Below are 23,293 nucleotides of genomic sequence, written 5' to 3'. Positions count from 1 at the left end.
CCAAGGCTTATTGCATTTACCCTTAGAACTTGGCTTCTGCGTCCAGCTGGAAGGTGTTGGCCTTGGCGCTGTCGTTCAGGCGCGTGCGGCTGTAGGTGTCGGTCTTGGTCAGGAAGTACGTGGCACCGACCGAGAAGTTCTTGTCGATGTCGTAGCCAACCTTGAACTTGTGACCGCGCGAACCGGTGAAGCCGCCGCCGAAGTCCGAGTCGGTAAAGGCGCCGACCACGGCGTTTTTCTCAACGTCGCGATAGTTGTAATCCAGGTTGAAGCCAAACACCTTGGACTTGGCACCGAGCAACCAGGCAGTGTCCGAATCGTCGATTGCGTCGTTGTTTTTCACGTACTGGCCGTAGAACGACAGTGGTACCGCCAGGCCGCCGATATCGACTTGGCTGAAGCCTTCATACAGTCGGAACTCGCCGTTTGGCGTGTTGCCATTAGTCGCCAGTACGCTCGGGTTGCTGCTCCCGCCGGGGGTGACGTCTTCATCGTTCTGGTAGGCGTAGATGCTGCCGCCCAGGGTCACTTTCAGGTTGTCGGTTAGCGAGAAACGGGTGCCCAACTGGCCGGTGGTCAGGCGCAGGTCATGGCGGTATTGCACGCCGTCGCCGTCCACGTTGTCCTTGAGGTTGTAGTTACCCAGGCTGCCGAACAGCTCGGCGCTGCCACCCAATGGGTACTTGTAGGTGAGGGCCAGACCTTCTGGGTTGATGTCGCTATCCCAGATCACGTCGCCCATGTTGACCCACGGCTGCAGCATTTTGCCGCCGATGATGTGCAGGTTCTTGATCTGGTCAGGGTGGTAGTCGATGTAGCCGAGGTCCAGCCAGATCGATTTTTTATCGAAGTAGCCGTCCAGGTCCTGGTTGGTGGAGCGCGCATCGCTGCCGCCGCCAGTGGCGATACGGATACCGGTGTCCACTTGCGGGTTGATTTCGGTGTAGGCGCCGAGGCGGGCGCGGATGCGTTCACGGTCCTTGTCACGGCCAGTGACGCCAGCGCGGGTGACGCCATTTTCGCCGTCGACCTTGATGGTTTCGTGACGCATGCGCACGTCGCCCTTGAACTGAGTCTTGGCGGCCCAGGCGAGCTTCTGGTCGAAGACGCTCAGGTCGTTGGTTTTCTTCGCGGTGGCCGCGATCTGTTCGTTGGTTTCTTGTTGAGCTTGCTGTGCGATCTGCTTTTCTTTCTGGTCCTTGGCCAATTCCGCTTGCAGTTCGGTGTACTGCGCTGCGGTGATCTGACCGTTGGCCTTGAGCATGTCGAGCAATTTAGCGTCGACTGCGGCGCTGGCCGGAACGCTCAGGGCCAGCAACAGGCCGCCACACAGGGCCGCCGCAGTTTTAGTGGAAGCAAGACGCATATCAATCTCCGAAAGTGAGGAGGGATGGCAAACCATCCAGAACACAACCGACCGATGACGGACGGAAAAATAACCACCTGATAGAACCAGGCGCTCTAAAAACAGGCGTCAGTATCGCGATCGTTTATGACGAAGCAGTGGCTAAGTGATGTCATGTAGATGACAATTTATTTATGAATGAAACTATTGGTTTAGAGCGCTGTCCGGCGATTTGAGGGTGTGCCCGGGCTGGCGATAAGCGATACTCGCGAGGCTTTCACGCCATGACGTAGTGAGGATGCCGATGCCGTTGCAACGCCTGGACAGCCTGTCCGAAATCGCCCCGCAGGTTTGGGATGCGCTGGTGCCAGAGGCCCAGCCCTTTGTGCGCCATGCCTTCTTGAGCGCACTCGAAGACAGCGCGAGCCTGGGCCCGCAGTCGGGCTGGCAGGCCGAGCATCTGTTGCACTGGGAGGGCGAGCGGCTGGTGGCGGCCTTGCCCAGTTATCGCAAGTGGCACTCTTATGGCGAGTACGTGTTCGATCACGGTTGGGCCGATGCCTGTGCGCGGGCGGGGATTGATTACTACCCCAAGCTGCTGACGGCGGTGCCGTTCAGCCCGGTCAGCGGGCCACGCTTGCTGGCGCGCAGTGCCCAAGACGGTTTCGAGTTGCTCAACAGCCTGCCGGGCTACCTGGAAATCGAAGGGCTTTCCAGCGCCCACATCAACTTTACCGATGCGCTGGCCGATGAGGCTTTGGCCAGCCAGCCGGATTGGCTGCAGCGCCTGGGTTGCCAATTTCACTGGCAGAACCGTGGCTACCGCGACTTCCAGGATTTCCTTGACGCCCTGAGTTCACGCAAGCGCAAACAGATGCGCAAGGAGCGTGAGCAGGTGGCGGGGCAGGGCATCGACTTCGAATGGTTGCAAGGCCATGAACTGAGCGAGGCGCAGTGGGATTTTGTCTACGCCTGCTACGCCAACACCTACGCGGTACGCCGACAAACGCCCTACCTGACCCGCGCGTTTTTCAGCCTGCTGGCCGAGCGCACGCCCGAGGCGATTCGCGTGGTGCTGGCCAAGCAGGGCTCACGCCCGGTGGCCATGGCCTTCAGCCTGATCGGCGGCGACAGTTTCTACGGTCGTTACTGGGGTTGCCTGGCCGAGTTCGACCGACTGCATTTCGAAACGTGTTTCTACCAGGGCATGGACTACGCCATCGCCCATGGCCTGCAACGTTTCGACGCCGGTGCCCAGGGCGAGCACAAGTTGATTCGAGGCTTTGAGCCGGTGATCACGCGGTCATGGCACTACCTGCGCCATCCGGGGTTGAAGAGTGCTGTAGAGGACTTTCTGGAGCGCGAGCGGGTGGGGATTCTGGCGTATGCCGAGGAGGCGAGGGCAGCCCTGCCGTATCGGCAGGGCTGAACCCGTTTGCGTCAGGCCGGATCCTCCTTGCCCAGCCATCGATAGGTGACACCGGCAAGCACTGCACCGAGCATCGGCGCGAGCCAGAACATCCACAACTGCTGGACCGCCCACCCGCCCACAATCAGCGCAGGCCCGGTACTGCGGGCCGGGTTGACCGAGGTGTTGGTGACGGGAATGGAGACCAGGTGGATCAACGTGAGCGCCAGGCCAATGGCGATGGGGGCGAGGCCCTTGGGGGCACGGTGGTCGGTGGCGCCGAGGATGATCAGCAGGAACATCGCGGTCATCACCAGCTCACTCACAAACCCCGCCGCCAGCGAGTAGCCGCCGGGGGAATGTGCGCCATAGCCGTTTGATGCCAGGCCGCCGGCCAGTTCATAGCCCGGTTTGCCGCTGGCAATAAAGTACAACAACGCGGCGGCAACTACCCCGCCAATGACTTGGGCCACGATATACGCCGGTAACTCCCGGGCCGGAAACCGCCCACCCATGACCAGCCCTACCGATACCGCCGGGTTGAGGTGGCAACCGCTGATGTGCCCGATGGCGACCGCCATGGTCAGCACCGTCAGCCCGAATGCCAGCGACACGCCCAACAACCCGATCCCGACTGCCGGGAACGCTGCGGCCAACACCGCACTCCCGCAACCGCCCAACACCAGCCAAAACGTACCTAACCCCTCCGTGACTGAACGTTTGAACAAAGACATGCAACACGTCCTTGATAGATAGCTCTACCGAATCAGTAAATCAGTGATGCTCCCTGCAGATTTACTTCAGCGCCCGTCTGGGCACTGCACTGAGTACAGCAGAGTTTTTACACAAATGCTGCTGAACGAATGCGATCAAAGGTGGGAGGGGGCTTGCCCCCGATGGCGGTGGGTCAGTGACAGATGAGCTGACTGACATGCCGCTATCGGGGGCAAGCCCCCTCCCACGTTTTGAACGGTGTTTGCTTTAGTCGATGCCGACAAACCCGCCGGTTTGATGCTGCCACAACCGGGCGTACAACCCCTTGTGAGCCAGCAACTCGGCATGGCTGCCGCTCTCGGCGATCTGGCCTTTTTCCAGCACCACCAGGCGGTCCATGCGGGCGATGGTCGACAACCGGTGCGCGATCGCAATCACCGTCTTGCCTTGCATCAGGGTTTCCAGGCTTTCCTGGATCGCCGCTTCGACTTCCGAGTCGAGTGCCGACGTGGCTTCGTCCATGATCAGGATCGGCGCGTCCTTGAGCAGGACGCGCGCAATGGCGATCCGCTGGCGCTGCCCGCCCGAGAGCTTCACGCCGCGCTCACCCACATGCGCATCCAGCCCGGTGCGGCCTTCGGCGTCCGACAGGAGTGGGATGAACTCATCGGCGCGAGCCTTGTGCACGGCGGCCCAGAGTTCTTCGTCGGTGGCGTCCGGCTTGCCATACAGCAGGTTGTCGCGGATCGAGCGGTGCAGCAGCGACGTGTCCTGGGTGATCATGCCGATCTGCTCGCGCAGGGTTTCCTGAGCCACCTCGGCGATATTCTGGCCGTCGATCAGGATGCGCCCGCCTTGCAGGTCATACAGGCGCAACAGCAGGTTGACCAGGGTCGACTTGCCCGCGCCGGACGGGCCGATCAGGCCGATTTTCTCGCCCGCCTTGATCTCCAGGTTCAGGCCGCCAATGATCCCGCTCTTTTTGCCGTAGTGAAAATCCACCTGTTCAAACCGCACTTCGCCCTGGGGCACGCTCAGGCGTGGGGCGTTGTCGCGGTCGATCACGGCCAGTGGCTGGGCGATGGTTTTGAGGCCGTCCTGCACCATGCCGATATTTTCGAAGATGCCGTTGACCACCCACATGATCCAGCCGGACATGTTGACGATGCGGATCACCAAACCGGTGGCCAGGGCGATCGCGCCCACCGAGATCAACGACTGGGTCCACAGCCACAGCGCCAGGCCGGTGGTGGTGACGATCAGCAGGCCGTTCATGGTGGTAATTACCACGTCCATGCTGGTCACTACGCGGCTGGCCAGCTGGGTTTTTTCGGTCTGCTCGATGATCGCTTCCTTGGCGTACTCCTGCTCGTAGCGAGTGTGGGCGAACAGCTTCAAGGTGGTGATGTTGGTGTAGCCATCGACGATGCGGCCCATCAATTTCGAGCGGGCCTCGGAGGAAATCACCGAGCGCTCCTTCACACGTGGCACGAAGTAACGCAGCGTCAGGCTGTAGGCGATGATCCAGGTCACCAGCGGGATCATCAGGCGCCAGTCGGCCTCGGCAAACAGCACCAGGGAACTGATGGCGTAGATCGCCACGTGCCAGATCGCGTCTACCGCCGCCACGGCGGAGTCGCGCAGGGAGTTGCCGGTCTGCATGATGCGCTGGGCAATACGCCCGGCGAAGTCGTTCTGGAAGAAATTCAGGCTCTGCTTGAGCACGTAGCTGTGGTTCTGCCAGCGGATCAGGCTGGTCATGCCGGGGCTGATGGTCTGGTGCACCAGCAGGTCATGCAGCGCGCCGAAGATCGGGCGCAACAGCAGTGCGACCACGGCCATCCAGATCAGCTCGGTGCTGTGAATCTGGAAGAAATTCGCCGGCGGCGTGCCCTGGGCCAAGTCGATGATGCGGCTCAGGTAGCTGAACAGCGCGACTTCGATCAGCGCGCCGATCAGGCCCACCACCAGCAAGGCGGCGAAGTGCGGCCACACCTGGCGCAGGTAGTAGAGGTAGAAGGGCAGGACTTTATCGGGAGGGGCTTCGCTGGGCGCGTCGCGGAAAATATCGATCAGTTGTTCAAAACGACGATAGAGCATTAGGTTGACGCCCGCCTGGCGGGCTCTCCTGTTCAAATGCGCGCGGTGCCTTGTGGGCACCGCGCGGGGCTACTTGAAGAACGCCCTGCAGACTTCAGTCGATGCGCTTGGCCGACTTGATCAGGACAGGATCGATAGGCACGTTCTGCATGCCTTGCTTGGTGGTGGTCTGGGAGTTGACGATGATGTCGACCACGTCCATGCCCTTGACCACTTTGGCGAACACGGCATAACCGGCATCGCGGCCTGGATCCAGGAAGGCGTTGTCGGCCACGTTGATGAAGAACTGGCTGGTAGCCGAATCCGGGTTCGAGGTGCGCGCCATCGACAAGGTGCCACGCACGTTATGCAGGCCGTTGCTGGCTTCGTTCTTGATCGGCGCGTCGGTCGGCTTTTGCGACATCTGCGTGGTGAACCCGCCGCCCTGGACCATGAAGCCCGGGATCACACGATGGAAAATCGTGTTGGTGTAGAAACCCTTGTCGACATAGGCCAGGAAGTTCTTGGTGCTGATCGGCGCCTTGACCGGGTCCAGTTCGATTTCAATGTCGCCGTTGGTGGTGCTGATCAGTACGTGGGGCGCGCTGGACTTGGCCGGTGCCGCAGGTTTTGCCGGCGCGGCTGCCGTGGCGGCCATCAGGTTGGCGGCGAACAGAAAGGAGCCAGCAAAGAAGGCGATTTTTTTCAGCATGGGTCAGTGATCCTGGGTAGTGGTTTCGACTGTCTGTAGAAAGTCGAGCAGGGTGGCATTAAAGACGTGGGGTTGATCCAAGGGCGTGGCATGGCGGGAATCCTCGATCACCACCAGCCGCGCATTGGGCAGCAGTTTTACATAGTTTTCTTTTTGCGCCACGGGCGTGTAGTCATGGTCGGCGCTGATGACCAGGGTTGGACAGGTAATCCGCGAAAGTCGTTCCTGCACACCCCAGCCCACAATCGCGTCGAAGCTGGCGAGATAAGCACGTTTGTCGTTTTTTGCCCAGCGTTCGGCCATCTTGCGGCGCAGGTCGGCCTGTTCCGGTTTGGGGAACAGCCGATCGCCCAGGGCCTTGCCGATGGTGTTCAGGCTGAGCACACGCGCCAGGCTCCAGCGCTTGGCCCATTGCCAATAATCATCGGCACTGCGCACCTTGACCTGCGGCGCGCTGTTGACGATGCACAGGCTCTTGACCAGCGCCGGTTCGTTTACCGCCAACTGAAAGGCGATCATGCCGCCCATGGACAGGCCCACCACATGCGCGGGAGGCAGGCCCAGGTGTTCGATCAGCGCGATCAGATCAAAGGCAAAACCCTCGATGCTGTAGCGCTCTCGCGGTTTGTCGGAGCGCCCGTGCCCCCGTACGTCCACCACGATCAGGCGGTAATGCCTGGCGAGTAGCGGAATTTGCAGTTCCCAATCCTGGCTGCTGGAGCCCAGGCCATGGATCAGGATCAGCGGCGCGCCGTGGCCATATTCTTCGTAATGCAGGCTGCAGCCTTCATGGTCGAACCAGGCCATGCATGAACTCCGTTTCAGGCTTGCTGGGGGGCGGCATAAGGCGCGTCCAGAGGGGCCGTGTCAAAGGTGCGCAGCAGTTCCACAAGAATCTGCGTCGCTGGCCCCAAGGGTTTGTCCTTGTTCGAGTACAGGTAGAACGTAGGGTGGCGGCTGCCGCCCTGTTCCAAGGGTAGCTGCTTGAGCACGCCTTCGGCGAGTTCGCGTTCGATCATGTGCCGGGGCAGCCAGGCAAAGCCCAGGCCGCTGCCGACAAAGGCGGCGGCGGTGGCCAGGCTGCCGACGGTCCAGCGCTGCTCGGCGCCGAGCCAGCCGACGTCCCGTGGCTGTTGGCGGCCGGAGTCGCGGATCACCACCTGCATCTGGCTTTCCAGGTCCTGAAAGCTGAGTTCGCGGTTCATCCGGTGCAGGGCGTGCTCGGGGTGGGCCACGGCGACGAACTCCACATCGCTCATTTCCGTACCCAGGTAGCCGGGGATGCTGAAACCGCTGATGGCCAGGTCGGCCACGCCTTCCATCAACAGCTCCTCGACGCCGGACAGCACCTCTTCACGCAAGCGCACCCGGCAGCCACGACTTTGCGGCATAAAGGCCGTGAGGGCGCGTACCAGTCGCGCATTCGGGTAGGCGGCATCGACGACCAGGCGTACTTCGGCTTCCCAGCCCTGCTCCATATGGTGGGCGAGGTCTTCCAACTGGCTGGCGTTTTTCACCAGTTGGCGGGAGCGGCGCAACAGCACTTCACCGGCCTCGGTGAGGACCGCCTTGCGCCCGTCGATACGCAGCAGCGGCACGCCGAGTTGGTCTTGCATACGGGCCACGGTGTAGCTCACCGAAGACTGCGAGCGGTGCAGCGCTTCGGCCGCCTGGGCGAAGCCGCCATGGTCGACCACGGCTTGCAGCGTGCGCCATTGATCGAGGGTAACGCGGGGCGCTTTCACGATGTGTTCCTCTTGTCCTAAGCTGACAGTCCTTATTGGAGACTGCCGAATGAGAAAATTCTGTTGTGTATTGCTGGCGCTGCTGCCGATGAGCGCGTTTGCCTACCCCATCGACGTGACTAAAAAGATCGACGGCGTGAAGCTCGACTACACCGCGTCCGACGTGGACGGCGACATCAGTTCGATCCAGCTGAATAACTACGACACCCATGACGCCGTGTGTTCTGTCACCTTCACCAATGGCCCGGAAGCCCCGCGTCGCCGCACGGTGACGGTACCGGCAGGTAAAAGCACCAACACCACGGTCAAATTCAACCGCGCGATTATCAAGATGCGGATTGCGCTGGCATGTGCCCCAAAATAACGCAGCAGCGGGGCATGTCTACAGGAATACTCCGCATATAAACAAATTTCTAGATGGGTTGTAGCAGTTTTTTGCGCTTTTTTATCGAATGGGCCATGGTTAATCTTTTCTCCATCGACTTACAGCAATTACAGATGGAGCCTACGAAGCCATGTCCAATGTTCTGATCATCGAAAGCAGCGCCCGCGAGCAGGGTTCGATTTCTCGCCAACTGACCCAGCAGTTCATCAGCCAATGGCAGGCCGCCCACCCGGCGGATCAGATCACCGTGCGTGACGTGGCCCGCAACCCGGTTCCGCACTTGGATCTCGACCTGCTCGGCGGCTGGATGAAGCCGGCAGATCAGCGCAACGACCGCGAACAGGCTTCTCTGGACCGCTCCAACGAATTGACCGACGAACTGCTGGCCGCCGACGTCCTGGTACTGGCCGCGCCGATGTACAACTTCGCTATCCCCAGCACCCTGAAAGCCTGGCTGGACCACGTGTTGCGGGCCGGTGTGACCTTCAAGTACACCGCCACCGGGCCCCAAGGCCTGTTGACCGGCAAGCGCGCCATCGTGCTCACCGCGCGCGGCGGCATCCACACCGGTGCCAGCTCCGATCACCAGGAACCGTACCTGCGCCAGGTAATGGGGTTTATCGGGATCCACGACGTCACCTTCATTCATGCCGAGGGCGTGAATCTGAGCGGCGACTTCCAGGAAAAAGGCATCAACCACGCCAAGGCCCTGCTGGTACAGCTCGTAGCATCAGCGGCGTAACGCTTTAATCGTCACATAATCGCATGGTGTTTATATCCACCCACGCAAACCCTTCAAGTACGCGTAACGAACCTCCCTTTGCACTTTCTGCTCCTGAGTGCTCCTGCCCGACTGACGCTTTAGCGAGGTCGGGTTTTTTTTGCCCCGAGTTTCTTCAAACAGCGAAAACCTTTAATGTCCCGCCCATTCGAAACGAGGCGCACATGGGCTATCTACTGGTTGTTACCCTGATTCAGGCATTTTCCTTCAGCTTGATCGGCGAATACCTCGCCGGTCACGTCGACAGCTACTTCGCCGTCTTGATACGCGTGGTGCTGGCAGGGCTGGTCTTTATCCCACTGACTCGCTGGCGCTCGGTGGAGCCAGGCTTCATGCGCGGCATGTTGGTGATCGGCGCCCTGCAGTTCGGGGTGACCTACGTGTGCCTGTACCTGAGCTTTCGCGTGCTCACGGTGCCGGAAGTGCTGCTGTTCACGATTCTTACGCCGCTGCATGTGACCCTGATCGAGGACGCCCTCAACCGTCGCTTCAACCCTTGGGCGCTGGTCGCCGCACTCGTGGCAGTGGCGGGCGCGGCGGTGATTCGCTTCGACCAGATCACCCCGCACTTCCTGATGGGCTTTTTGCTGCTGCAACTGGCCAACTTTACCTATGCCGCCGGACAGGTGATGTACAAGCATCTGGTCGCGCGGTACCCGAGTGATCTGCCGCACTACCGGCGCTTCGGGTATTTCTACCTGGGCGCTTTGATTGTGGTGCTGCCGGCGTTCCTGTTGTTCGGCAAAGCTGACTTCCTGCCTGAGGCACCGCTGCAATGGGGCGTGCTGGTGTTCCTCGGCTTGGTCAGCACTGCGCTCGGCATGTACTGGTGGAACAAGGGCGCCTGCCTGGTGCAGGGCGGCACCCTGGCGGTGATGAACAACCTGCATGTGCCGGTGGGGCTGTTGCTCAACCTGCTGATCTGGAACCAGCATGAGCCGCTGGGCCGCCTGGCCTTGGGTGGGTTGGTGATCGTGGGGGCGGTGTGGATCAGCCGCTTGGGTGTGCGCTCGATGGCGCCAGTTGCGCCACCAAAAACTCAATGAACGCGCGGGTTTTCTGCGGCTCCCGCCGCGCAACTCGCCAATCCCGTCCCGTGCGCGCTGCGCGGCTTCGTCCAGCGCCGCAATCACTTCCCGCGCCGCTTCGAAGCACTCCGCGCCACCTCCTGCAGGGTTAACGCAGGCCGAACTTCAACGGGTATTCGACCACTACGTACACGCGGTCGATATCGTCCCCGGCCTGGGCACTGTTGGCGCGGTGGCTGACATGGGAAAGCTGCACCGACAGGTCCTTGGCCGGGCCGGACTGCACCACGTAATGCAGGTCGATATCGCGCTCCCAATGGCGACCACCGCGACCTTGCTGGGGTTGATAGGCGCCGCTGTCCGCATCGAACGGGTTGTAGGCGCCGCCTTGTGGCGCGTGTGTGCCGTCGATACCGCGCCCAGTCACGTAGCGGGTCATGAACTTCAAGCCCGGAATGCCCAGGCTTGCCAGGTTGAGGTCATAGCGAAGTTGCCAGGAGCTTTCGCCGGGGCCGTTGAAATCGGCGTACTTGATAGAGTTGGCGAGGTAGATGGAGTCGCCGCCGACAAAGTCGAAGGGCGTGTTGCCGTTGATCTTCTGATAGGCCAGGGTCAACGACTGCGCGGCGAAGCTGTACTTGCTCGCCAGGCTGTAGGCGGTGGTGGCAATGGCGCCGGCCACCGCGCGGCCCTGGTCTTCACTGCGATAGAGATTGCCATCCAGCAGCCAGTTTGCTGACGACCCATGCAGGTTGGCGTAGTACTGGCGCCAGGTATCGCTCAATTGCGCGGCATAGAGCGCGCCGCCCACCGGCCGACCTTCAAAGAGTTGCCCGCCGATAAAGTCGATGGCGCCGCTGCGGGTGCTCGCCCCGTAGCCGCTGAAATCGCCATGCGCGCTGGACGCATTCTGGTTCTTGAAGGCGGTGAAGTGCCCGGCCTGCCAGTGCAGGGCATCGATTTCGTGGCTGTCGAGCAACAGGCCGGTGGCGTATTCCGGTTGCAGGCGTTTGTCCGACGTGTCGAACACCGGGGTTTCGACGGTCATTTCGCCTGCCGATAGGGTGGTGTTCGACACACGCAGCTTGAGTGCGCCGCCGGCGCTGGAGTAGTCGCGTTCACTGCGCCCGGCGCTGTCCACCGGCAACAGGCCGGTGCCCGAATGGCCTTTGCCGCCGTCGAGTTTCAGCCCGACAAAGGCGTGAGCGTCGACCCCGACGCCAAGTGTGCCAGGGGTGAAACCAGAGGCGAACGAGGCGATAAAGCCCTGCGCCCATTCCTCTTTGTGCGGCTTGCTTGCGGGGGAGCGTTCCTTGTTGTCGAGGTAGAAGTTGCGGCTGAGCACGTCCAGGCTTGAATCGTCGATAAAACCTGACGCCAGCACGCTGTTGCAGGTGCCGGCCAGCAGCAGTGAATACAAGGTTGGAGCGCGCATCGGCGTTGCCTCAAAGGATTTCCAATGAGGCCAAGGGTCGCCAAATGTTCAGCACAGCGATTGCATGGCTGTGCTGAATCGGTCTAGATCGCGGCTTTTTCCAATGCAGGCAGGTGGCTGGCGCCCAATACCGCAGGCAATACCCCGGCGCGCAGGTCGTTGCCGCTCGGCTGCTGATACAGGCTCAGGCCGAACTCGGGCAACACCGCCAGCAGGTAATCGAAAATATCGCCCTGGATGCGTTCGTAGTCGGCCCACGCCGTGGTGCGGGTGAAGCAGTAGATCTCCAGCGGCACGCCTTGGGCGGTGGTTTGCATCTGGCGCACCATGCAGGTCATGTTCGGCTGGATGTCCGGGTGGCTCTTGAGGTAGGCCAGGGCATAGGCACGGAAGGTGCCGAGGTTGGTCATGCGACGGCGGTTGGCCGACAGCTGCGCGCTGTTGCCCTGGGCTTCGTTCCAGGCCTTGAGTTCAGCCTGCTTGCGGCTGATGTAGTCGGTGAGCAAATGCACCTGGGTCATGCGCAGTTCTTCATCGTCATGCAGGAAGCGCACACCGCTGGCATCGATAAACAGGCTGCGCTTGATACGACGCCCACCGGACGCCTGCATGCCGCGCCAGTTCTTGAATGACTCGGACATCAGGCGCCAGGTGGGGATGGAGACGATGGTCTTGTCGAAATTCTGCACCTTGACCGTGTGCAGGGTGATGTCCACCACGTCACCGTCGGCGCCGACCTGGGGCATTTCGATCCAGTCGCCGACCCTCAGCATGTCGTTGCTGGTCAACTGCACGCTGGCTACGAACGACAGCAAGGTGTCCTTGTACACCAACAGAATCACCGCCGACATCGCACCCAGACCCGACAGCAGCAACAGCGGCGATCGGTCGATCAGCGTGGCGACAATGATGATCGCCGCAAACACGAACAGCACCATTTTTGCCAGTTGCACATAGCCCTTGATCGAGCGGGTGCGGGCGTGTTCGGTGCGCGCGTAGATCGCCAGCAGCGCATTGAGCAGGGCGCTCACTGCCAGCGTCATGAACAGGATGGTGAGCGCCAGGGCCACATTGCCGATGAACAGGATCGCGGTCTTGCTCAGATCCGGCACCAGGTACAGGCCGAACTGAATCACCAGGGACGGCGTCATCTGCGCCAGGCGATGGAAGACTTTGTGGTGCCGCAGGTCGTTGAGCCAGTGCAGGGCGGGTTGCCGGCCGAGCAGTTTGACGGCGTGGAGAATGAGGTAGCGCGCGACCCGCCCGAGCAGCAGAGCCACCACCAGCAACACCAGCAAGCCGAGGCTGGCATGCAGCAGCGGGTGTTCATCAAGTGCGCCCCAGAGGTCCTGGGCATTGAGCCAGAGCTGTTTGATATCCATGGGTGTAACCGATTCTTCTGTGAGACAAGACGGGGCGATTAGAGCATTTAAGTGCAATAAAGTTGACGTTTTGGACAAATGCTTTGACAAAAAAGCAGCTGATTAGCACCGTTCGCGTAAAGACACTCGGTTTGGACGCCCGAAACCGGTACCCTATGCAGCTGATTTTTTGTATTTCTTCGAGGTAGCACCCGTGTTTTCCCAATTCGCCCTGCACGAACGCCTGCTCAAAGCCGTGGCCGAGCTTAAATTTGTCGAGCCTACGCCTGTGCAAGCAGCGGCCATCCCGCTCGCGCTCGAAGGGCGTGACCTGCGGGTGACGGCTCAAACCGGGAGTGGCAAGACCGCCGCTTTCGTCCTGCCGGTTCTGAATCGCCTGATCGGCCCGGCCAAGGTCCGCGTCAGCATCAAGACCCTGATCCTGCTGCCGACCCGCGAGCTGGCCCAGCAGACCTTGAAGGAAGTGGAGCGCTTTTCGCAGTTCACCTTCATCAAGTCCGGCATCATCACCGGCGGCGAAGACTTCAAAGTCCAGGCGGCCATGCTGCGCAAGGTCCCGGACATCCTGATCGGCACCCCGGGCCGCATGATCGAGCAGCTCAACGCCGGCAACCTCGACCTCAAGGAAGTCGAAGTGCTGGTGCTGGACGAAGCTGACCGCATGCTCGACATGGGCTTTGCCGACGACGTGCAGCGTCTGGTGGCCGAGTGCGTCAACCGCCAGCAGACCATGCTGTTCTCCGCGACCACCGGCGGTTCGACCCTGCGTGAGATGGTCGCCAAGGTGCTGAACAACCCTGAGCACCTGCAGGTCAACAACGTCAGCGACCTCAACGCGACCACCCGCCAGCAGATCGTGACCGCTGACCACAATGTGCACAAAGAGCAGATTCTCAACTGGCTGCTGGCCAACGAGACTTATCAGAAAGCCATTGTGTTCACCAACACCCGTGCTGCGGCTGACCGCATCTACGGCCGCCTGGTGGCTCAGGAATACAAGGCGTTCGTGCTGCACGGCGAAAAAGACCAGAAGGACCGCAAGCTGGCCATCGACCGCCTCAAGGCGGGCGGCGTGAAGATCCTGGTTGCCACCGATGTCGCGGCGCGCGGCCTGGACGTGGATGGCCTGGACCTGGTGATCAACTTCGACATGCCACGTAGCGGCGACGAGTACGTACACCGTATCGGTCGTACCGGGCGTGCCGGTAACGACGGTCTGGCGATTTCGCTGATCTGCCACGGCGACTGGAACCTGATGTCGAGCATTGAACGCTACCTCAAGCAGTCGTTCGAGCGCCGCACCATCAAGGAAGTCAAAGGCACTTACACCGGGCCTAAAAAGGTCAAGGCGTCGGGCAAAGCCGTTGGCGTTAAGAAGAAAAAGACCGACGCCAAGGGCGACAAGAAGAAAACCGGCGCCAAGTCGCCGACCAAGCGCAAGATTGCCAACCGCCCCAAGACCGACAACCTGTCGCTGGTCAGCAAGGACGGCATGGCGCCGCTCAAGCGCCGCAAGCCGCAGGAACCTGCAGCCGAGTAAGGCTTGGGTGATGTGAAAAAACCGGACGCTGTCCGGTTTTTTTATGCCTTCAATTTTTGGCGTTGGCTGCGGCTTCTTTCAATTCCTTCATGCGCGCGTCGATCAGTTGGCACTTGTCGGGAAACTCCGCGCTCTCGGTGTCCAGGTCCATCTTCTGAAGCTCGGCATTGATTTCCTTGGCCTTGGCCGGGTTTTGCTCGGTGAGCTGAGTCACTTCCTTGGCCAGTGCTTCGCGCTTGGCCGTGGCTTCTTCGGGGGTGCAGGCCCAGGCGGGCAGGGCTGTGAGCAGCGCGGCAGCGATGGCCAGGTTCATCAGGGTTTTCATGGTTCGGACCTCCTTGGCGATGATGTGCGGTTGAGGGGGCGAACGTCTGGAAAGTTCAGAGAAATGACGCCCGTCCGATGGGCTGAACGGCCAATGGCGCGACAGGTCACACCTTTTGACGGGCTACTTTTCCATGCCTGCAGGAGGAATCAGGATGACGACTTACAACTGGGATTTGATCGAACGGCTACTGCACGAAGTGCAGAACGGTGAAGGCAGCTTCGCCCCACGCAAATACGCCGAGCAGGAAGCTGCCGAAAAGGCTACAGCGGGCGAGGCCACCGGTAATCTGGATACGTTGAAAAAGACCGCTGCCGATTATGAGGCGCTGCTGTTCAAGCGTGGGTTCATCGAGTCACGCCCCGAGGATGAGGGCGGCAACGGTGAGAATTTCATCTTGACGCCATTGGGCGCGCAATTGCTGGCGCTGATCGACAGTTCGATCCCGGGTAATGATCACCCGCGCCAAGTGTTGGATGAGCAGGCGGATGCGCTGGACCCTGCGACCTTCGCTGAAGTGGCGTCCAAGGCTCAGATAGCCTGACGGGTAAGACGCGGATCAACATGTGGGAGGGGGACTTGCCCCCTCCCACTTGTTTAAATTGCAGCGGCCTTGAGGCATTTGAGCGCCTTGAAGTCGCTGCGTACGCCGTCGATTTTTTGCGTCAACTTCAAGCGCTGTTGTGCAGTGCTTTCAGCCATCAGGTCGACGATCAGGCCGCGCGCCGCCGCTTCGGTCTGGGCGTAGGCCGCGCGGTATTGCGGTGTCCACAGGCTTTCCCGATCCACCAATAGCTGCTGCATTTTTTGCGCGAAGTCGGCGCTTTGGCGTTGCTGCACGGCCTCGATAAACTGCGCCTGCCAACGGGCGCGGTTGCCGATCCATTCCTGATTTTGCCCACCCAGGGCAATCGACCACGCGGTGACGCGATTTTGCTGGCTGGCGCTCAATGGTCCGATCCACGCATCCAGGCGCTTGCTCATGCGTGCGGCGCGCTCCTTGATCTGCTGGTCCAAAGGTGGCTTGAGGTATTCGTCCTGGCGTTTGCGCAGGTCCTTGGCCAGGGCATCGTTCATTTCCCGGACCTGCTGATCATCCAGCCCCTTGAGCAGCTCGATGGCTGACGGCGTGATCTCGCGGGCGACCTCGGCGATGGCCTGCTTGGCTTCGACAGTACGGGTTTGCAACGCGGCGTCGGTCACCTGATTGGTGTCGACCATCTGTTGCAGGCGGTCCAGCCAGTCGAGGTAGCCCGGCAATTGTGTGGTGCAGTGCCAGGCGAGGTGTTCCTTGAGCTTGTCGTTGAACCAGCTCTTCTGCCCGGCGTTCATGTCCAGGTAGTCGTTGAGGGTCCAGGGGATGATCACGTCGAGGTTGCGGTAGGCCAGGCCGACGCGGCTGCAGCCGGTGATTACCAGGCTCAGGGTCAGCAATACCATCAGTAGTTTGAGCCGACGCAGCATGGGCGAGTCCTTGGGCAGAGGGGGTCAGTGCATGTGAACCTGCGGCGGGCGCGACAGTTCAGCCCATCAATAAAACGATCGCGCCGCCTTCAGCGTCAACAGCCCATCGCATTGCGAATTGTGTCCGGAGTAAGCTGAGCAATCGCCGCCGCTGAGGCTGGAGTCGCTGTAGATCAGGTCCAGGTCAACGCCCATCCACTGCCGAGAGAATTGCACCGACCAGTCGCTGAATGTGCTGATGGAGCCGCCGTCCACCGAGACGGGGGCGCCCAACTGATGAGTGGTGTACTTCATGCTGACGCCGATGCCGAAGGGCTGCGTACCGCCAAGGTCGGCAAACAGTGTGCTGTCCTGGCGGTCGGGGTCATTGCTGAAGGAGGCGCCGAAACGGTTGCCCAACAGGTTGAGGCCACCGTAGATCTCCTGACTGTCGAGCGGGCTGAGCTTGGGGTAGCTGTAGTGGATCAACCCCACTTCGTAGCCCAGGGTCTGGTCGAAGGGGTGTTTGAAGCCCATGTAGGAATCGACTTCAAGGTTGCTCGCGGACGACAGCCCCATGTTCGGAGAAAACTGACCGAAATACAGGCCACTGTCGTGGCTTAGATCGAGGCCGCCGTGGAAGGCGTCACTGCCGGGTGAAGTGGGCTTGACCAGGCCCTGGGCCATGCTGCGGCTGGGGGTGGTGCCCAATTTCAAGTCGAAGTCGCCCAATTCACGCTGGAATATCTGTGCGTGGGCAAGGGGGCTGGCGGCCAGGGCCGTAACCAGAAATATGCAGGGTTTAAGCATGCTTCACTCCATGAAAAGCGAGGAGCAGTAACGAGGGAGGCCGGGAAATGCCCGAGCTAGACGTGTGCAAGGATACCGACGAATGCCCGGCGGTGAGGCCCGTTCGTCGATTAGCGCAGTATTGATTGAGTCAGGAGGGTATTTCAGGCTCTAGTCCTAGCGCCTTGATGGCAAGACGCTTAGGGACCAGGTGTATTGCGAGGTTTTACTTTTTACCCAGGCTGATCTGCTTGGACGGGCCGAAAGTCTGGCCGCTCACGCCCTTGGCAATTTGCTGGATTTCGCCGCCGGACTTGAGGAAAGCAGCAATCTGGCTGTTGATCGATTCGCTGGTTTCAACGGCGGGAGCTGGCTTTGCTTTGCTGTTGGATGCTTTTACACGCATGGCGGCCACTAACCTGTAGAAAATTAACTTGGCCAGGCATCGTACAGGAAATACTTGACAATTGCTTGGCAAATATCCCCCAGGAATAAGTGCGGCGCTGGGAAATAGCCAAACTTAATCTTTGAAATAACCCGCTAACTTACTGTTTTAACTCGAAAGCACCCTGCCGATGAGCGCCAGGTGCATGACTGAATTTCTCCGTATGATCGGACGAGCGGGGCGGTGCCAGCAGAAAGCCACGCCAGCCCGCGTTTTTTCCGGCGGGCGCGCGTGCCGGGCGCAACTCGGGTAGAATGCCGCCCACGTAACGAGGGTATTTGGAAATGGCTTTAGTCGGGCGCTACAACAGCTTGCAAGTGGTTAAACACACTAACTTTGGTTTGTACCTGGACGGTGCGCAAGACGGGGAAATCCTCTTGCCTAATCGGTACATCCCCAAAGATATTCCCAGTGAAGATGAAGACTGGCTTAACGTGTTCATCTATCTGGACAGCGATGACAAACTTATCGCCACGACTGAAAAACCGAAAGTTCAAGTCGGCGAGTTCGCCAGTTTGAAAGTCGTCGAAGTCAACAGCATTGGTGTATTCCTCGATTGGGGTTTGCCAAAGGATCTGTTGCTGCCGTATTCGGAAGAAAAACGCCAGATGACCGCCGGTGAATACTGCGTGGTCCACGTCTACCTCGATAAACACACCAAGCGCATTACTGCGACCGCACGCCTGGATCGCTACCTGGACAAGACCCCCGCCAACTACCAGGTGGGCCAGGAAGTCGACCTGCTGGTGGCCGAAGCCACGGACATGGGCTTCAAGGCGATCATCAACAACAAGCACTGGGGCCTGATTCACAAGAACGAAGTGTTCAAGTTCCTGCGCCCGGGCAAGGAAGAAAAAGGCTTTATCAAAGAGATCCGCGCCGATGGCAACATCAGCCTGAGCTTGCAACCGGTCGGCCAGGAAGCGGCCTCCAGCCTCAACTCCAAGATCCTCGCCAAGTTGCGTGAAAACAACGGCACCTTGCCGGTCAGCGACAAGAGTGATCCGGCAGTGATCAGCAACTTGTTCGGTGTCAGCAAGGGCAACTTCAAGAAGGCCATTGGTGCACTCTACAAGCAAGGCCACATCGTGATTCACGCGGATCGCATTGAACTAAGCTGAGTGCGTTTTGCTCTTCTGTAGGAGCCAATGGGCTCCTACAGAGGTTGCATCAATGTCTAGAAAATCGCTGTTTGCCTACCTTGGCACCTTGATCGCGTTTTTGCTGCTCGACGGTCTCTGGCTGGGTGTCCTCATGGGCCCCACCTACAAAGCCTTGCTCGGCTCGTTGATGCTTGATCAGCCCCGCCTGCTGCCCGCTGTTCTCTTCTATCTCTTGTATGCCCTCGGTTGCGTGGTGTTCGCGGTCCTGCCAAGCGGCAGTTGGCAACGCGCTGCCCGCCTGGGCGCCTTGCTGGGTCTGGTCGCCTATGGCACTTATGACCTGAGCAACTGGGCCACGCTGCAAGGCTGGTCTGCCGGCCTCGCCGTGATGGACATGGCGTGGGGCACCGTCCTCACCGCCGCGTGCTGTACCGTCGGGTACCTGTGTGCAGATCGAGTGCGCCAGTGATTGTGTACACTATTAATGTGCACCGTTGCTGAGCAACGTCCCTGCTTTAAGCCTTGCATAGATCCCTTTGGAGCGCCGTTCTAGAGGGATTGTGTGCCATTGGCACGTATTCTGCTGACTTCCTCGTATACAAACCATGCCGCCTTCCGTATGCACCTGCTTCGGCAGCGCAGGCCGGTATTTCGAGGAGCCAAGCGATGACCGAACAATTGCCCAAAGGCTACAGCCCACGCCTGTATAACCAGGATCTGGGCCCGCTGCCGCAGAAGTGGACCTGGTACAACATCTTCGCCTTCTGGATGAGCGACGTGCACAGCGTTGGCGGTTATGTGTTCGCCGCCAGCCTGTTCGCCCTCGGCCTTGCCAGTTGGCAGGTGTTGATCGCCTTGCTGGCCGGGATCTGCATCGTGCAATTGATTGCCAACCTGGTGGCCAAGCCAAGCCAGCAGGCGGCGGTGCCTTACCCGGTAATCTGCCGGCTGGCCTTTGGGGTGTTCGGGGCGAATATTCCTGCAGTGATTCGCGGTTTGATCGCCGTGGCGTGGTACGGGATTCAGACGTATCTGGCCTCGAGTGCCCTGATCATCGTAGTGCTGCGTTTTTTCCCACAGATGGCAGTGTATGCAGAGCCACATTTTGCGGGTCTGTCCTACTTGGGCTGGTTTGGTTTTCTAAGCCTCTGGACGCTTCAGGCTGCAGTATTCTGGGCCGGCATGGAGTCCATCCGGCGCTTTATCGATTGGGCGGGCCCGGTGGTTTACGCGGTAATGTTTGCCTTGGCCGGCTGGATCGTGTGGAAGGCAGGCTGGGCGAATATCAGTTTCACCCTGTCGGAAAAATCCCTGTCGGGCTGGCAGGCGTTCGGCCAGGTGATTGTGGCCACCGCGCTGGTGGTCTCGTACTTTTCCGGGCCAACCCTGAATTTCGGCGACTTCAGCCGCTACTGCCGCAGCATGCAGGATGTGCGACGCGGCAACTTCTGGGGCTTGCCGGTGAACTTCCTGGCGTTTTCCCTGGTGACGGTGGTGATTGTCTCGGGCACCTTGCCGGTGTTCGGCGAGATGCTCCACGACCCGATTGCCACCGTCTCGCGTATCGATAACAACATGGCGGTGCTGCTCGGTGCCTTTGCCTTCGTGACCGCAACCATCGGCATCAACATCGTCGCCAACTTTGTTTCTCCGGCCTTTGACTTCGCCAACGTCGCACCGAGCAAAATCAGCTGGCGCGCCGGTGGCATGATCGCAGCGGTCGCCTCGGTCTTCATTACCCCGTGGAATCTGTTCAACAACCCGCTGATGATCCATTACACCCTGGATATCCTCGCGGCGTTCATCGGACCGCTGTTCGGGATTCTGCTGGTGGATTTCTACCTGATCAAAAAGCAGAAGATCGACGTGGATGCGCTGTTCGATGACAGCCCGAACGGGCGCTACTACTTCGACGGCGGCGTGAACTGGACGGCGGTCAAGGCCCTGGTGCCCGCGACGCTGGTGGGCGTCGCGATCACCTTCACCCCTGCGTTGCAGGGCATGGCCAATTTCGCCTGGTTTACCGGCTGCTTCCTGGGTGGGCTGTTTTTCCTGGTGCTGGCACGGCGTGAGCGGGTTCGCGAACCGGCGCCGTTGGTCGCGGGCTGACCAATATCCCGCCAGCCATTAGCAGGCCTGCACCGGCGATCACCAACGCCAGCTGCAGGCCACCGCTCAGGTGGCTGCTGATTGACGCCAGCAGTGGCCCGCTCAATTGGCCGAGGGCGAAACTTGCGGTGAGCAGCCCGGTGCTGCGCTGGTAGCCATGGGGCGCCACCTCCCTGAGGCGCGCCATCACCAGTTGCATGCATGCCAGGAACGGCCCGCCGCACAGCAACACGCCCAACGCCAGCCCCCAGCCATTGCCCAGTAAGCAGGCGAACACCCCGGCGGCCTGCAACCACAAGGTTGTCATCAGCCAGCGGCGGGTGGTGTCCGGGTCTTTACGCCGCAGGCTCGCGACCACTACGCCAATCGCCGCCGCCAGGCCAAAGCATGGCCAGAACAGATCGGCCTGCCACGCGCCCTTGAACTGCGCGCTGGCCATTTGCGACAGGAACGTCGCCGGAATGATGTAGCCGAGCCCGTACAACACGTAGATCCAGCACAAGTGCGCGAGGCTGCCGTTGCTGCCTGCATCGCTATTGCCGGCAACCGCTGCGCTGGCGGACGGCTTGGGCAAAAAGGGCAGAATCGCCAGCAGCATCACCAGCGCCACCGCGCCATACACCAGCCACAAGGTTGCCGAGTTTTGCCCCGCCAGGTTGGAGCCAAGCGCCAGCAGGCCGGTCAACAGAATCCCCAGGCCCGGCCCCGCAAATACCAGGGCACCCAGGCGCGGGCGCCCGGCAGCGATTGCCAGCGGCTGGCTCAGGCTGGTGATCATCACCAGCGCCCAGGCGCTGGCCACCCCGGTTCCAAAGCGCAGCAGCAAGTGTGGCCAGAACCCATGCGCCCAATAAGAGGCGAAGGTCAGCAGCACACACAGCCACAGCCCGCCGTACAGGCGAGCGCGCACGTGGTGATGGCTGCGGGCGAAGATCGAATCCACCGCACCTACGAAGTAACCCAGGTAATTGGCCGCAGCAATCAGCCCGGCGCCGGTCAGGTCGATCTGCCCTTCGCTGAGCAGGTGTGGCATCTGTGGGGTGAGGGCGAAGCGGCCAATGCCCATGGCCATCATCAGGGCAATAAAGCTGGCGAGTAGGCGGGTCAGGGGAGACATGTTCAGGTTTCCTGCAAAGAAGCGAATGACCCTCAGGCTAATGCTGATTGACTTTCTGTAAAAATGAATAATAGTGAGTAACTTGTTCAGTTTTGGAGAATAGTATGGAGTTCAGTCAATTGCGGATTTTCCAGGCGGTGGCGCAAGAGGGCTCCATTACCCGTGCGGCCGAGCGCTTGCACCGCGTGCCGTCAAACCTGTCGACGCGCCTCAAACAGATGGAGGAACAGCTGGGCGTAGAGTTATTTGTGCGCGAACGCCAGCGCTTGCAGCTTTCTCCTGCGGGCAAGGTCTTGCTGGACTACAGCACTCGCCTGCTGGCGCTGCATGACGAAGCCCAAGGCGCCGTGCAGGGCGGGCAGCCAGCCGGCGATTTTGTGCTGGGCAGCATGTACAGCACGGCGGCGATTCACTTGCCCGAGTTGCTGGCGCGCTATCACAAGGCCCACCCGATGGTGAACCTGCAGGTGCAATCGGCGCCCAGCGGCGAACTGTTGGAGGGCTTGATCACCGGGCGTCTGGACGCAGCGCTGGTAGACGGCCCGCTGACCATTGCCGCCTTGGACGGCGTGCCGCTGTGCGAAGAGCGCCTGGTGCTGATCTGCGAAGCCGACCACCCGCCGGTGCACGGTCCACAGGATGTCGCGGGCCGTTCGGTGTTCACGTTCCGACGCAGTTGTTCCTACCGTGCGCGCCTGGAAACGTGGTTTTCCCACGAGCGTGTGGCCATGGGGCGGGCGATTGAGATTGAGTCCTATCAGGGCATGCTGGCGTGTGTGATCGCCGGTTCAGGCGTGGCGTTGATGTCTGAATCCATGCTCGACAGCCTGCCGGGCAAGGGCAGCGTGTCCGTTCATCCGCTGACAGGGCCTTTTGCCACTGCGACCACCTGGCTGATGTGGCGAAAGGGTATGCTCGGCGCTAATCTCAACGCGTGGATTGACCTCCAGCAAGAGGGCAAGACTGAACGGCTGCCGGACACGCGCGCGATTGCTTGAACGATCAGTCAGGATTTAGATCCATTCAGTAATAGTTCGTTGTGGTTTCGTTCAAGCATTACGTAGGACTTACGGCTACTATCAGTGTAGGAAAAGGCGACAGAACTTGCGCCTACCAGCATTACCCTCAAAGGGGGCAACCATGAAAGAGAAAATCCAGAACTGGCTCCATGACGTAGGCGTTGCATTGGGCTTGATCGAGCCACCGCTGCAACCGGTGCCGATCCGCACGGATGACGAGCAGCGTCGGCCACGTCGTCGGTAGATCCTTACTCCAAGGCTGCCGCAGAATCAAAGGTGGGAGCGGGCTTGCTCGCGGAGGCGGTGGGCCCGTTAACGGCAATGTTTACTGACACACCGCCTTCGCGAGCAAGCCCGCTCCCCCATTTTTTTGCGCCAGGGCAAAAAAA

At 60.4% G+C, this 23,293-nt stretch carries 24 protein-coding genes and 1 pseudogene; 11 read left to right on the top strand and 14 right to left on the bottom strand.

Annotated features, from left to right (window positions below):
• Positions 1-22: 22 nt before the first annotated feature.
• Positions 23-1,366: a putative porin gene (locus GIW02_RS17185; protein ID WP_236413574.1), complete on the bottom strand. Its 1,344-nt coding sequence runs from the start codon at positions 1,364-1,366 to the stop codon at positions 23-25.
• A 283-nt stretch (positions 1,367-1,649) separates the two neighbouring features.
• Here GIW02_RS17185 and GIW02_RS17180 point away from each other — a divergent pair, with 283 nt between their 5' ends.
• Positions 1,650-2,774, top strand: a complete 1,125-nt coding sequence (locus GIW02_RS17180; RefSeq protein WP_236413572.1) for a GNAT family N-acetyltransferase — start codon at positions 1,650-1,652, stop codon at positions 2,772-2,774.
• 11 nt (positions 2,775-2,785) lie between these two features.
• On the opposite strand, the gene aqpZ is transcribed toward GIW02_RS17180, so the two are convergent.
• The 5 genes from aqpZ to GIW02_RS17155 form a co-directional block, all read right to left on the bottom strand.
• On the bottom strand, positions 2,786-3,487 hold the full coding sequence (gene aqpZ, locus GIW02_RS17175; RefSeq protein WP_236413570.1) for an aquaporin Z: 702 nt from the start codon (positions 3,485-3,487) through the stop codon (positions 2,786-2,788).
• Between the two features lie 247 nt (positions 3,488-3,734).
• Positions 3,735-5,567 carry an ABC transporter ATP-binding protein gene (locus GIW02_RS17170; RefSeq protein ID WP_236421951.1) on the bottom strand — a complete coding sequence of 611 codons (1,833 nt, stop codon included), beginning with the start codon at positions 5,565-5,567 and terminating at the stop codon, positions 3,735-3,737.
• Between the two features lie 94 nt (positions 5,568-5,661).
• Complete coding sequence (locus GIW02_RS17165) at positions 5,662-6,258, bottom strand: peptidylprolyl isomerase (protein WP_236419869.1); 597 nt, start codon at positions 6,256-6,258, stop codon at positions 5,662-5,664.
• Positions 6,259-6,261: 3 nt separating this feature from the next.
• Entirely contained in the window at positions 6,262-7,065 is an 804-nt protein-coding gene (locus GIW02_RS17160; protein ID WP_236419866.1) for an alpha/beta fold hydrolase, read from the bottom strand.
• A gap of 14 nt (positions 7,066-7,079) precedes the next feature.
• Positions 7,080-8,003 carry a LysR family transcriptional regulator gene (locus GIW02_RS17155; RefSeq protein WP_236419864.1) on the bottom strand — a complete coding sequence of 308 codons (924 nt, stop codon included), beginning with the start codon at positions 8,001-8,003 and terminating at the stop codon, positions 7,080-7,082.
• A gap of 49 nt (positions 8,004-8,052) precedes the next feature.
• Between GIW02_RS17155 and GIW02_RS17150 the strand changes: the two genes are divergently transcribed.
• The 3 genes from GIW02_RS17150 (at position 8,053) to GIW02_RS17140 (ending at position 10,215) form a co-directional block, all read left to right on the top strand.
• Positions 8,053-8,367: a 3-phosphoglycerate kinase gene (locus GIW02_RS17150; RefSeq protein ID WP_236419862.1), complete on the top strand. Its 315-nt coding sequence runs from the start codon at positions 8,053-8,055 to the stop codon at positions 8,365-8,367.
• Between the two features lie 151 nt (positions 8,368-8,518).
• Positions 8,519-9,130: an FMN-dependent NADH-azoreductase gene (locus GIW02_RS17145; protein ID WP_236417590.1), complete on the top strand. Its 612-nt coding sequence runs from the start codon at positions 8,519-8,521 to the stop codon at positions 9,128-9,130.
• Positions 9,131-9,333: 203 nt separating this feature from the next.
• On the top strand, positions 9,334-10,215 hold the full coding sequence (locus GIW02_RS17140; RefSeq protein WP_236417591.1) for a carboxylate/amino acid/amine transporter: 882 nt from the start codon (positions 9,334-9,336) through the stop codon (positions 10,213-10,215).
• 24 nt (positions 10,216-10,239) lie between these two features.
• Here GIW02_RS17140 and GIW02_RS17135 read toward each other — a convergent pair.
• From GIW02_RS17135 to GIW02_RS17125, 3 genes and pseudogenes are all read right to left on the bottom strand, one after another.
• Positions 10,240-10,332, bottom strand: a pseudogene (locus tag GIW02_RS17135) (LysR family transcriptional regulator); the annotation flags it as partial.
• Between the two features lie 13 nt (positions 10,333-10,345).
• A complete protein-coding gene (locus tag GIW02_RS17130) occupies positions 10,346-11,632 on the bottom strand; it encodes an OprD family porin (RefSeq protein ID WP_236417592.1) in 1,287 nt (428 codons plus the stop codon).
• An 83-nt stretch (positions 11,633-11,715) separates the two neighbouring features.
• The gene (locus GIW02_RS17125) at positions 11,716-13,014 is read right to left on the bottom strand and encodes a mechanosensitive ion channel family protein (protein WP_236417593.1); all 1,299 of its coding nucleotides are present in this window, start codon (positions 13,012-13,014) and stop codon (positions 11,716-11,718) included.
• 193 nt (positions 13,015-13,207) lie between these two features.
• Between GIW02_RS17125 and GIW02_RS17120 the strand changes: the two genes are divergently transcribed.
• Positions 13,208-14,554, top strand: a complete 1,347-nt coding sequence (locus GIW02_RS17120; protein ID WP_236417594.1) for a DEAD/DEAH box helicase — start codon at positions 13,208-13,210, stop codon at positions 14,552-14,554.
• Between the two features lie 49 nt (positions 14,555-14,603).
• Here the strand turns inward: GIW02_RS17120 and GIW02_RS17115 are convergent, their stop codons facing one another.
• The gene (locus tag GIW02_RS17115) at positions 14,604-14,879 is read right to left on the bottom strand and encodes a hypothetical protein (protein ID WP_236417595.1); all 276 of its coding nucleotides are present in this window, start codon (positions 14,877-14,879) and stop codon (positions 14,604-14,606) included.
• Positions 14,880-15,033: 154 nt separating this feature from the next.
• Between GIW02_RS17115 and GIW02_RS17110 the strand changes: the two genes are divergently transcribed.
• Positions 15,034-15,423 carry a transcriptional regulator gene (locus GIW02_RS17110; protein WP_236417597.1) on the top strand — a complete coding sequence of 130 codons (390 nt, stop codon included), beginning with the start codon at positions 15,034-15,036 and terminating at the stop codon, positions 15,421-15,423.
• Positions 15,424-15,476: 53 nt separating this feature from the next.
• Here the strand turns inward: GIW02_RS17110 and GIW02_RS17105 are convergent, their stop codons facing one another.
• The 3 genes from GIW02_RS17105 to GIW02_RS17095 form a co-directional block, all read right to left on the bottom strand.
• Complete coding sequence (locus GIW02_RS17105; protein ID WP_236417607.1) at positions 15,477-16,343, bottom strand: DUF6279 family lipoprotein; 867 nt, start codon at positions 16,341-16,343, stop codon at positions 15,477-15,479.
• Between the two features lie 66 nt (positions 16,344-16,409).
• Entirely contained in the window at positions 16,410-17,132 is a 723-nt protein-coding gene (locus GIW02_RS17100; protein ID WP_236417618.1) for a TorF family putative porin, read from the bottom strand.
• A 205-nt stretch (positions 17,133-17,337) separates the two neighbouring features.
• Positions 17,338-17,517 carry a hypothetical protein gene (locus tag GIW02_RS17095; protein WP_003193095.1) on the bottom strand — a complete coding sequence of 60 codons (180 nt, stop codon included), beginning with the start codon at positions 17,515-17,517 and terminating at the stop codon, positions 17,338-17,340.
• A 323-nt stretch (positions 17,518-17,840) separates the two neighbouring features.
• Between GIW02_RS17095 and GIW02_RS17090 the strand changes: the two genes are divergently transcribed.
• The 3 genes from GIW02_RS17090 to GIW02_RS17080 all read left to right on the top strand — a co-directional run bounded on the left by GIW02_RS17090 (position 17,841) and on the right by GIW02_RS17080 (position 20,768).
• Positions 17,841-18,677: a S1-like domain-containing RNA-binding protein gene (locus GIW02_RS17090; RefSeq protein ID WP_122810126.1), complete on the top strand. Its 837-nt coding sequence runs from the start codon at positions 17,841-17,843 to the stop codon at positions 18,675-18,677.
• 52 nt (positions 18,678-18,729) lie between these two features.
• On the top strand, positions 18,730-19,128 hold the full coding sequence (locus GIW02_RS17085; protein ID WP_236417620.1) for a DUF2177 family protein: 399 nt from the start codon (positions 18,730-18,732) through the stop codon (positions 19,126-19,128).
• Positions 19,129-19,325: 197 nt separating this feature from the next.
• Positions 19,326-20,768, top strand: coding sequence for an NCS1 family nucleobase:cation symporter-1 (locus GIW02_RS17080; protein ID WP_236417622.1), 1,443 nt, complete (start codon positions 19,326-19,328; stop codon positions 20,766-20,768).
• On the opposite strand, the gene GIW02_RS17075 is transcribed toward GIW02_RS17080, so the two are convergent.
• The gene (locus GIW02_RS17075; RefSeq protein ID WP_236417623.1) at positions 20,680-21,885 is read right to left on the bottom strand and encodes an MFS transporter; all 1,206 of its coding nucleotides are present in this window, start codon (positions 21,883-21,885) and stop codon (positions 20,680-20,682) included. The genes GIW02_RS17080 and GIW02_RS17075 overlap by 89 nt on opposite strands.
• Positions 21,886-21,989: 104 nt before the next feature.
• Between GIW02_RS17075 and ptrR the strand changes: the two genes are divergently transcribed.
• Positions 21,990-22,883: a putrescine utilization regulator PtrR gene (gene ptrR, locus GIW02_RS17070; protein ID WP_236421949.1), complete on the top strand. Its 894-nt coding sequence runs from the start codon at positions 21,990-21,992 to the stop codon at positions 22,881-22,883.
• 142 nt (positions 22,884-23,025) lie between these two features.
• Complete coding sequence (locus tag GIW02_RS27055; protein ID WP_256347311.1) at positions 23,026-23,148, top strand: PA1414 family protein; 123 nt, start codon at positions 23,026-23,028, stop codon at positions 23,146-23,148.
• Positions 23,149-23,293 lie beyond the last annotated feature (145 nt).

Source organism: Pseudomonas syringae (genome assembly GCF_021606685.1).
Classification (GTDB): domain Bacteria; phylum Pseudomonadota; class Gammaproteobacteria; order Pseudomonadales; family Pseudomonadaceae; genus Aquipseudomonas; species Aquipseudomonas syringae_R.
The sequence above is the reverse complement of the archived record's forward strand: the minus strand, read 5'-3'. Positions and strand labels throughout refer to the sequence as shown.

Bases quoted from the DNA above. Each gene is read 5' to 3' on its own strand.
- GIW02_RS17125 (WP_236417593.1), bottom strand. From the start codon at position 13,014: ATGGATATCAAACAGCTCTGGCTCAATGCCCAGGACCTCTGGGGCGCA.
- GIW02_RS17105 (WP_236417607.1), bottom strand. From the start codon at position 16,343: ATGCTGCGTCGGCTCAAACTACTGATGGTATTGCTGACCCTGAGCCTG.
- ptrR (WP_236421949.1), top strand. From the start codon at position 21,990: ATGGAGTTCAGTCAATTGCGGATTTTCCAGGCGGTGGCGCAAGAGGGC.
- GIW02_RS17085 (WP_236417620.1), top strand. From the start codon at position 18,730: ATGTCTAGAAAATCGCTGTTTGCCTACCTTGGCACCTTGATCGCGTTT.
- GIW02_RS17185 (WP_236413574.1), bottom strand. From the start codon at position 1,366: ATGCGTCTTGCTTCCACTAAAACTGCGGCGGCCCTGTGTGGCGGCCTG.
- GIW02_RS17140 (WP_236417591.1), top strand. From the start codon at position 9,334: ATGGGCTATCTACTGGTTGTTACCCTGATTCAGGCATTTTCCTTCAGC.
- GIW02_RS17080 (WP_236417622.1), top strand. From the start codon at position 19,326: ATGACCGAACAATTGCCCAAAGGCTACAGCCCACGCCTGTATAACCAG.
- GIW02_RS17130 (WP_236417592.1), bottom strand. From the start codon at position 11,632: ATGCGCGCTCCAACCTTGTATTCACTGCTGCTGGCCGGCACCTGCAAC.
- GIW02_RS27055 (WP_256347311.1), top strand. From the start codon at position 23,026: ATGAAAGAGAAAATCCAGAACTGGCTCCATGACGTAGGCGTTGCATTG.
- GIW02_RS17145 (WP_236417590.1), top strand. From the start codon at position 8,519: ATGTCCAATGTTCTGATCATCGAAAGCAGCGCCCGCGAGCAGGGTTCG.
- GIW02_RS17165 (WP_236419869.1), bottom strand. From the start codon at position 6,258: ATGCTGAAAAAAATCGCCTTCTTTGCTGGCTCCTTTCTGTTCGCCGCC.
- GIW02_RS17095 (WP_003193095.1), bottom strand. From the start codon at position 17,517: ATGCGTGTAAAAGCATCCAACAGCAAAGCAAAGCCAGCTCCCGCCGTT.
- aqpZ (WP_236413570.1), bottom strand. From the start codon at position 3,487: ATGTCTTTGTTCAAACGTTCAGTCACGGAGGGGTTAGGTACGTTTTGG.
- GIW02_RS17075 (WP_236417623.1), bottom strand. From the start codon at position 21,885: ATGTCTCCCCTGACCCGCCTACTCGCCAGCTTTATTGCCCTGATGATG.
- GIW02_RS17110 (WP_236417597.1), top strand. From the start codon at position 15,034: ATGACGACTTACAACTGGGATTTGATCGAACGGCTACTGCACGAAGTG.
- GIW02_RS17115 (WP_236417595.1), bottom strand. From the start codon at position 14,879: ATGAAAACCCTGATGAACCTGGCCATCGCTGCCGCGCTGCTCACAGCC.
- GIW02_RS17180 (WP_236413572.1), top strand. From the start codon at position 1,650: ATGCCGTTGCAACGCCTGGACAGCCTGTCCGAAATCGCCCCGCAGGTT.
- GIW02_RS17160 (WP_236419866.1), bottom strand. From the start codon at position 7,065: ATGGCCTGGTTCGACCATGAAGGCTGCAGCCTGCATTACGAAGAATAT.
- GIW02_RS17170 (WP_236421951.1), bottom strand. From the start codon at position 5,567: ATGCTCTATCGTCGTTTTGAACAACTGATCGATATTTTCCGCGACGCG.
- GIW02_RS17150 (WP_236419862.1), top strand. From the start codon at position 8,053: ATGAGAAAATTCTGTTGTGTATTGCTGGCGCTGCTGCCGATGAGCGCG.
- GIW02_RS17100 (WP_236417618.1), bottom strand. From the start codon at position 17,132: ATGCTTAAACCCTGCATATTTCTGGTTACGGCCCTGGCCGCCAGCCCC.
- GIW02_RS17090 (WP_122810126.1), top strand. From the start codon at position 17,841: ATGGCTTTAGTCGGGCGCTACAACAGCTTGCAAGTGGTTAAACACACT.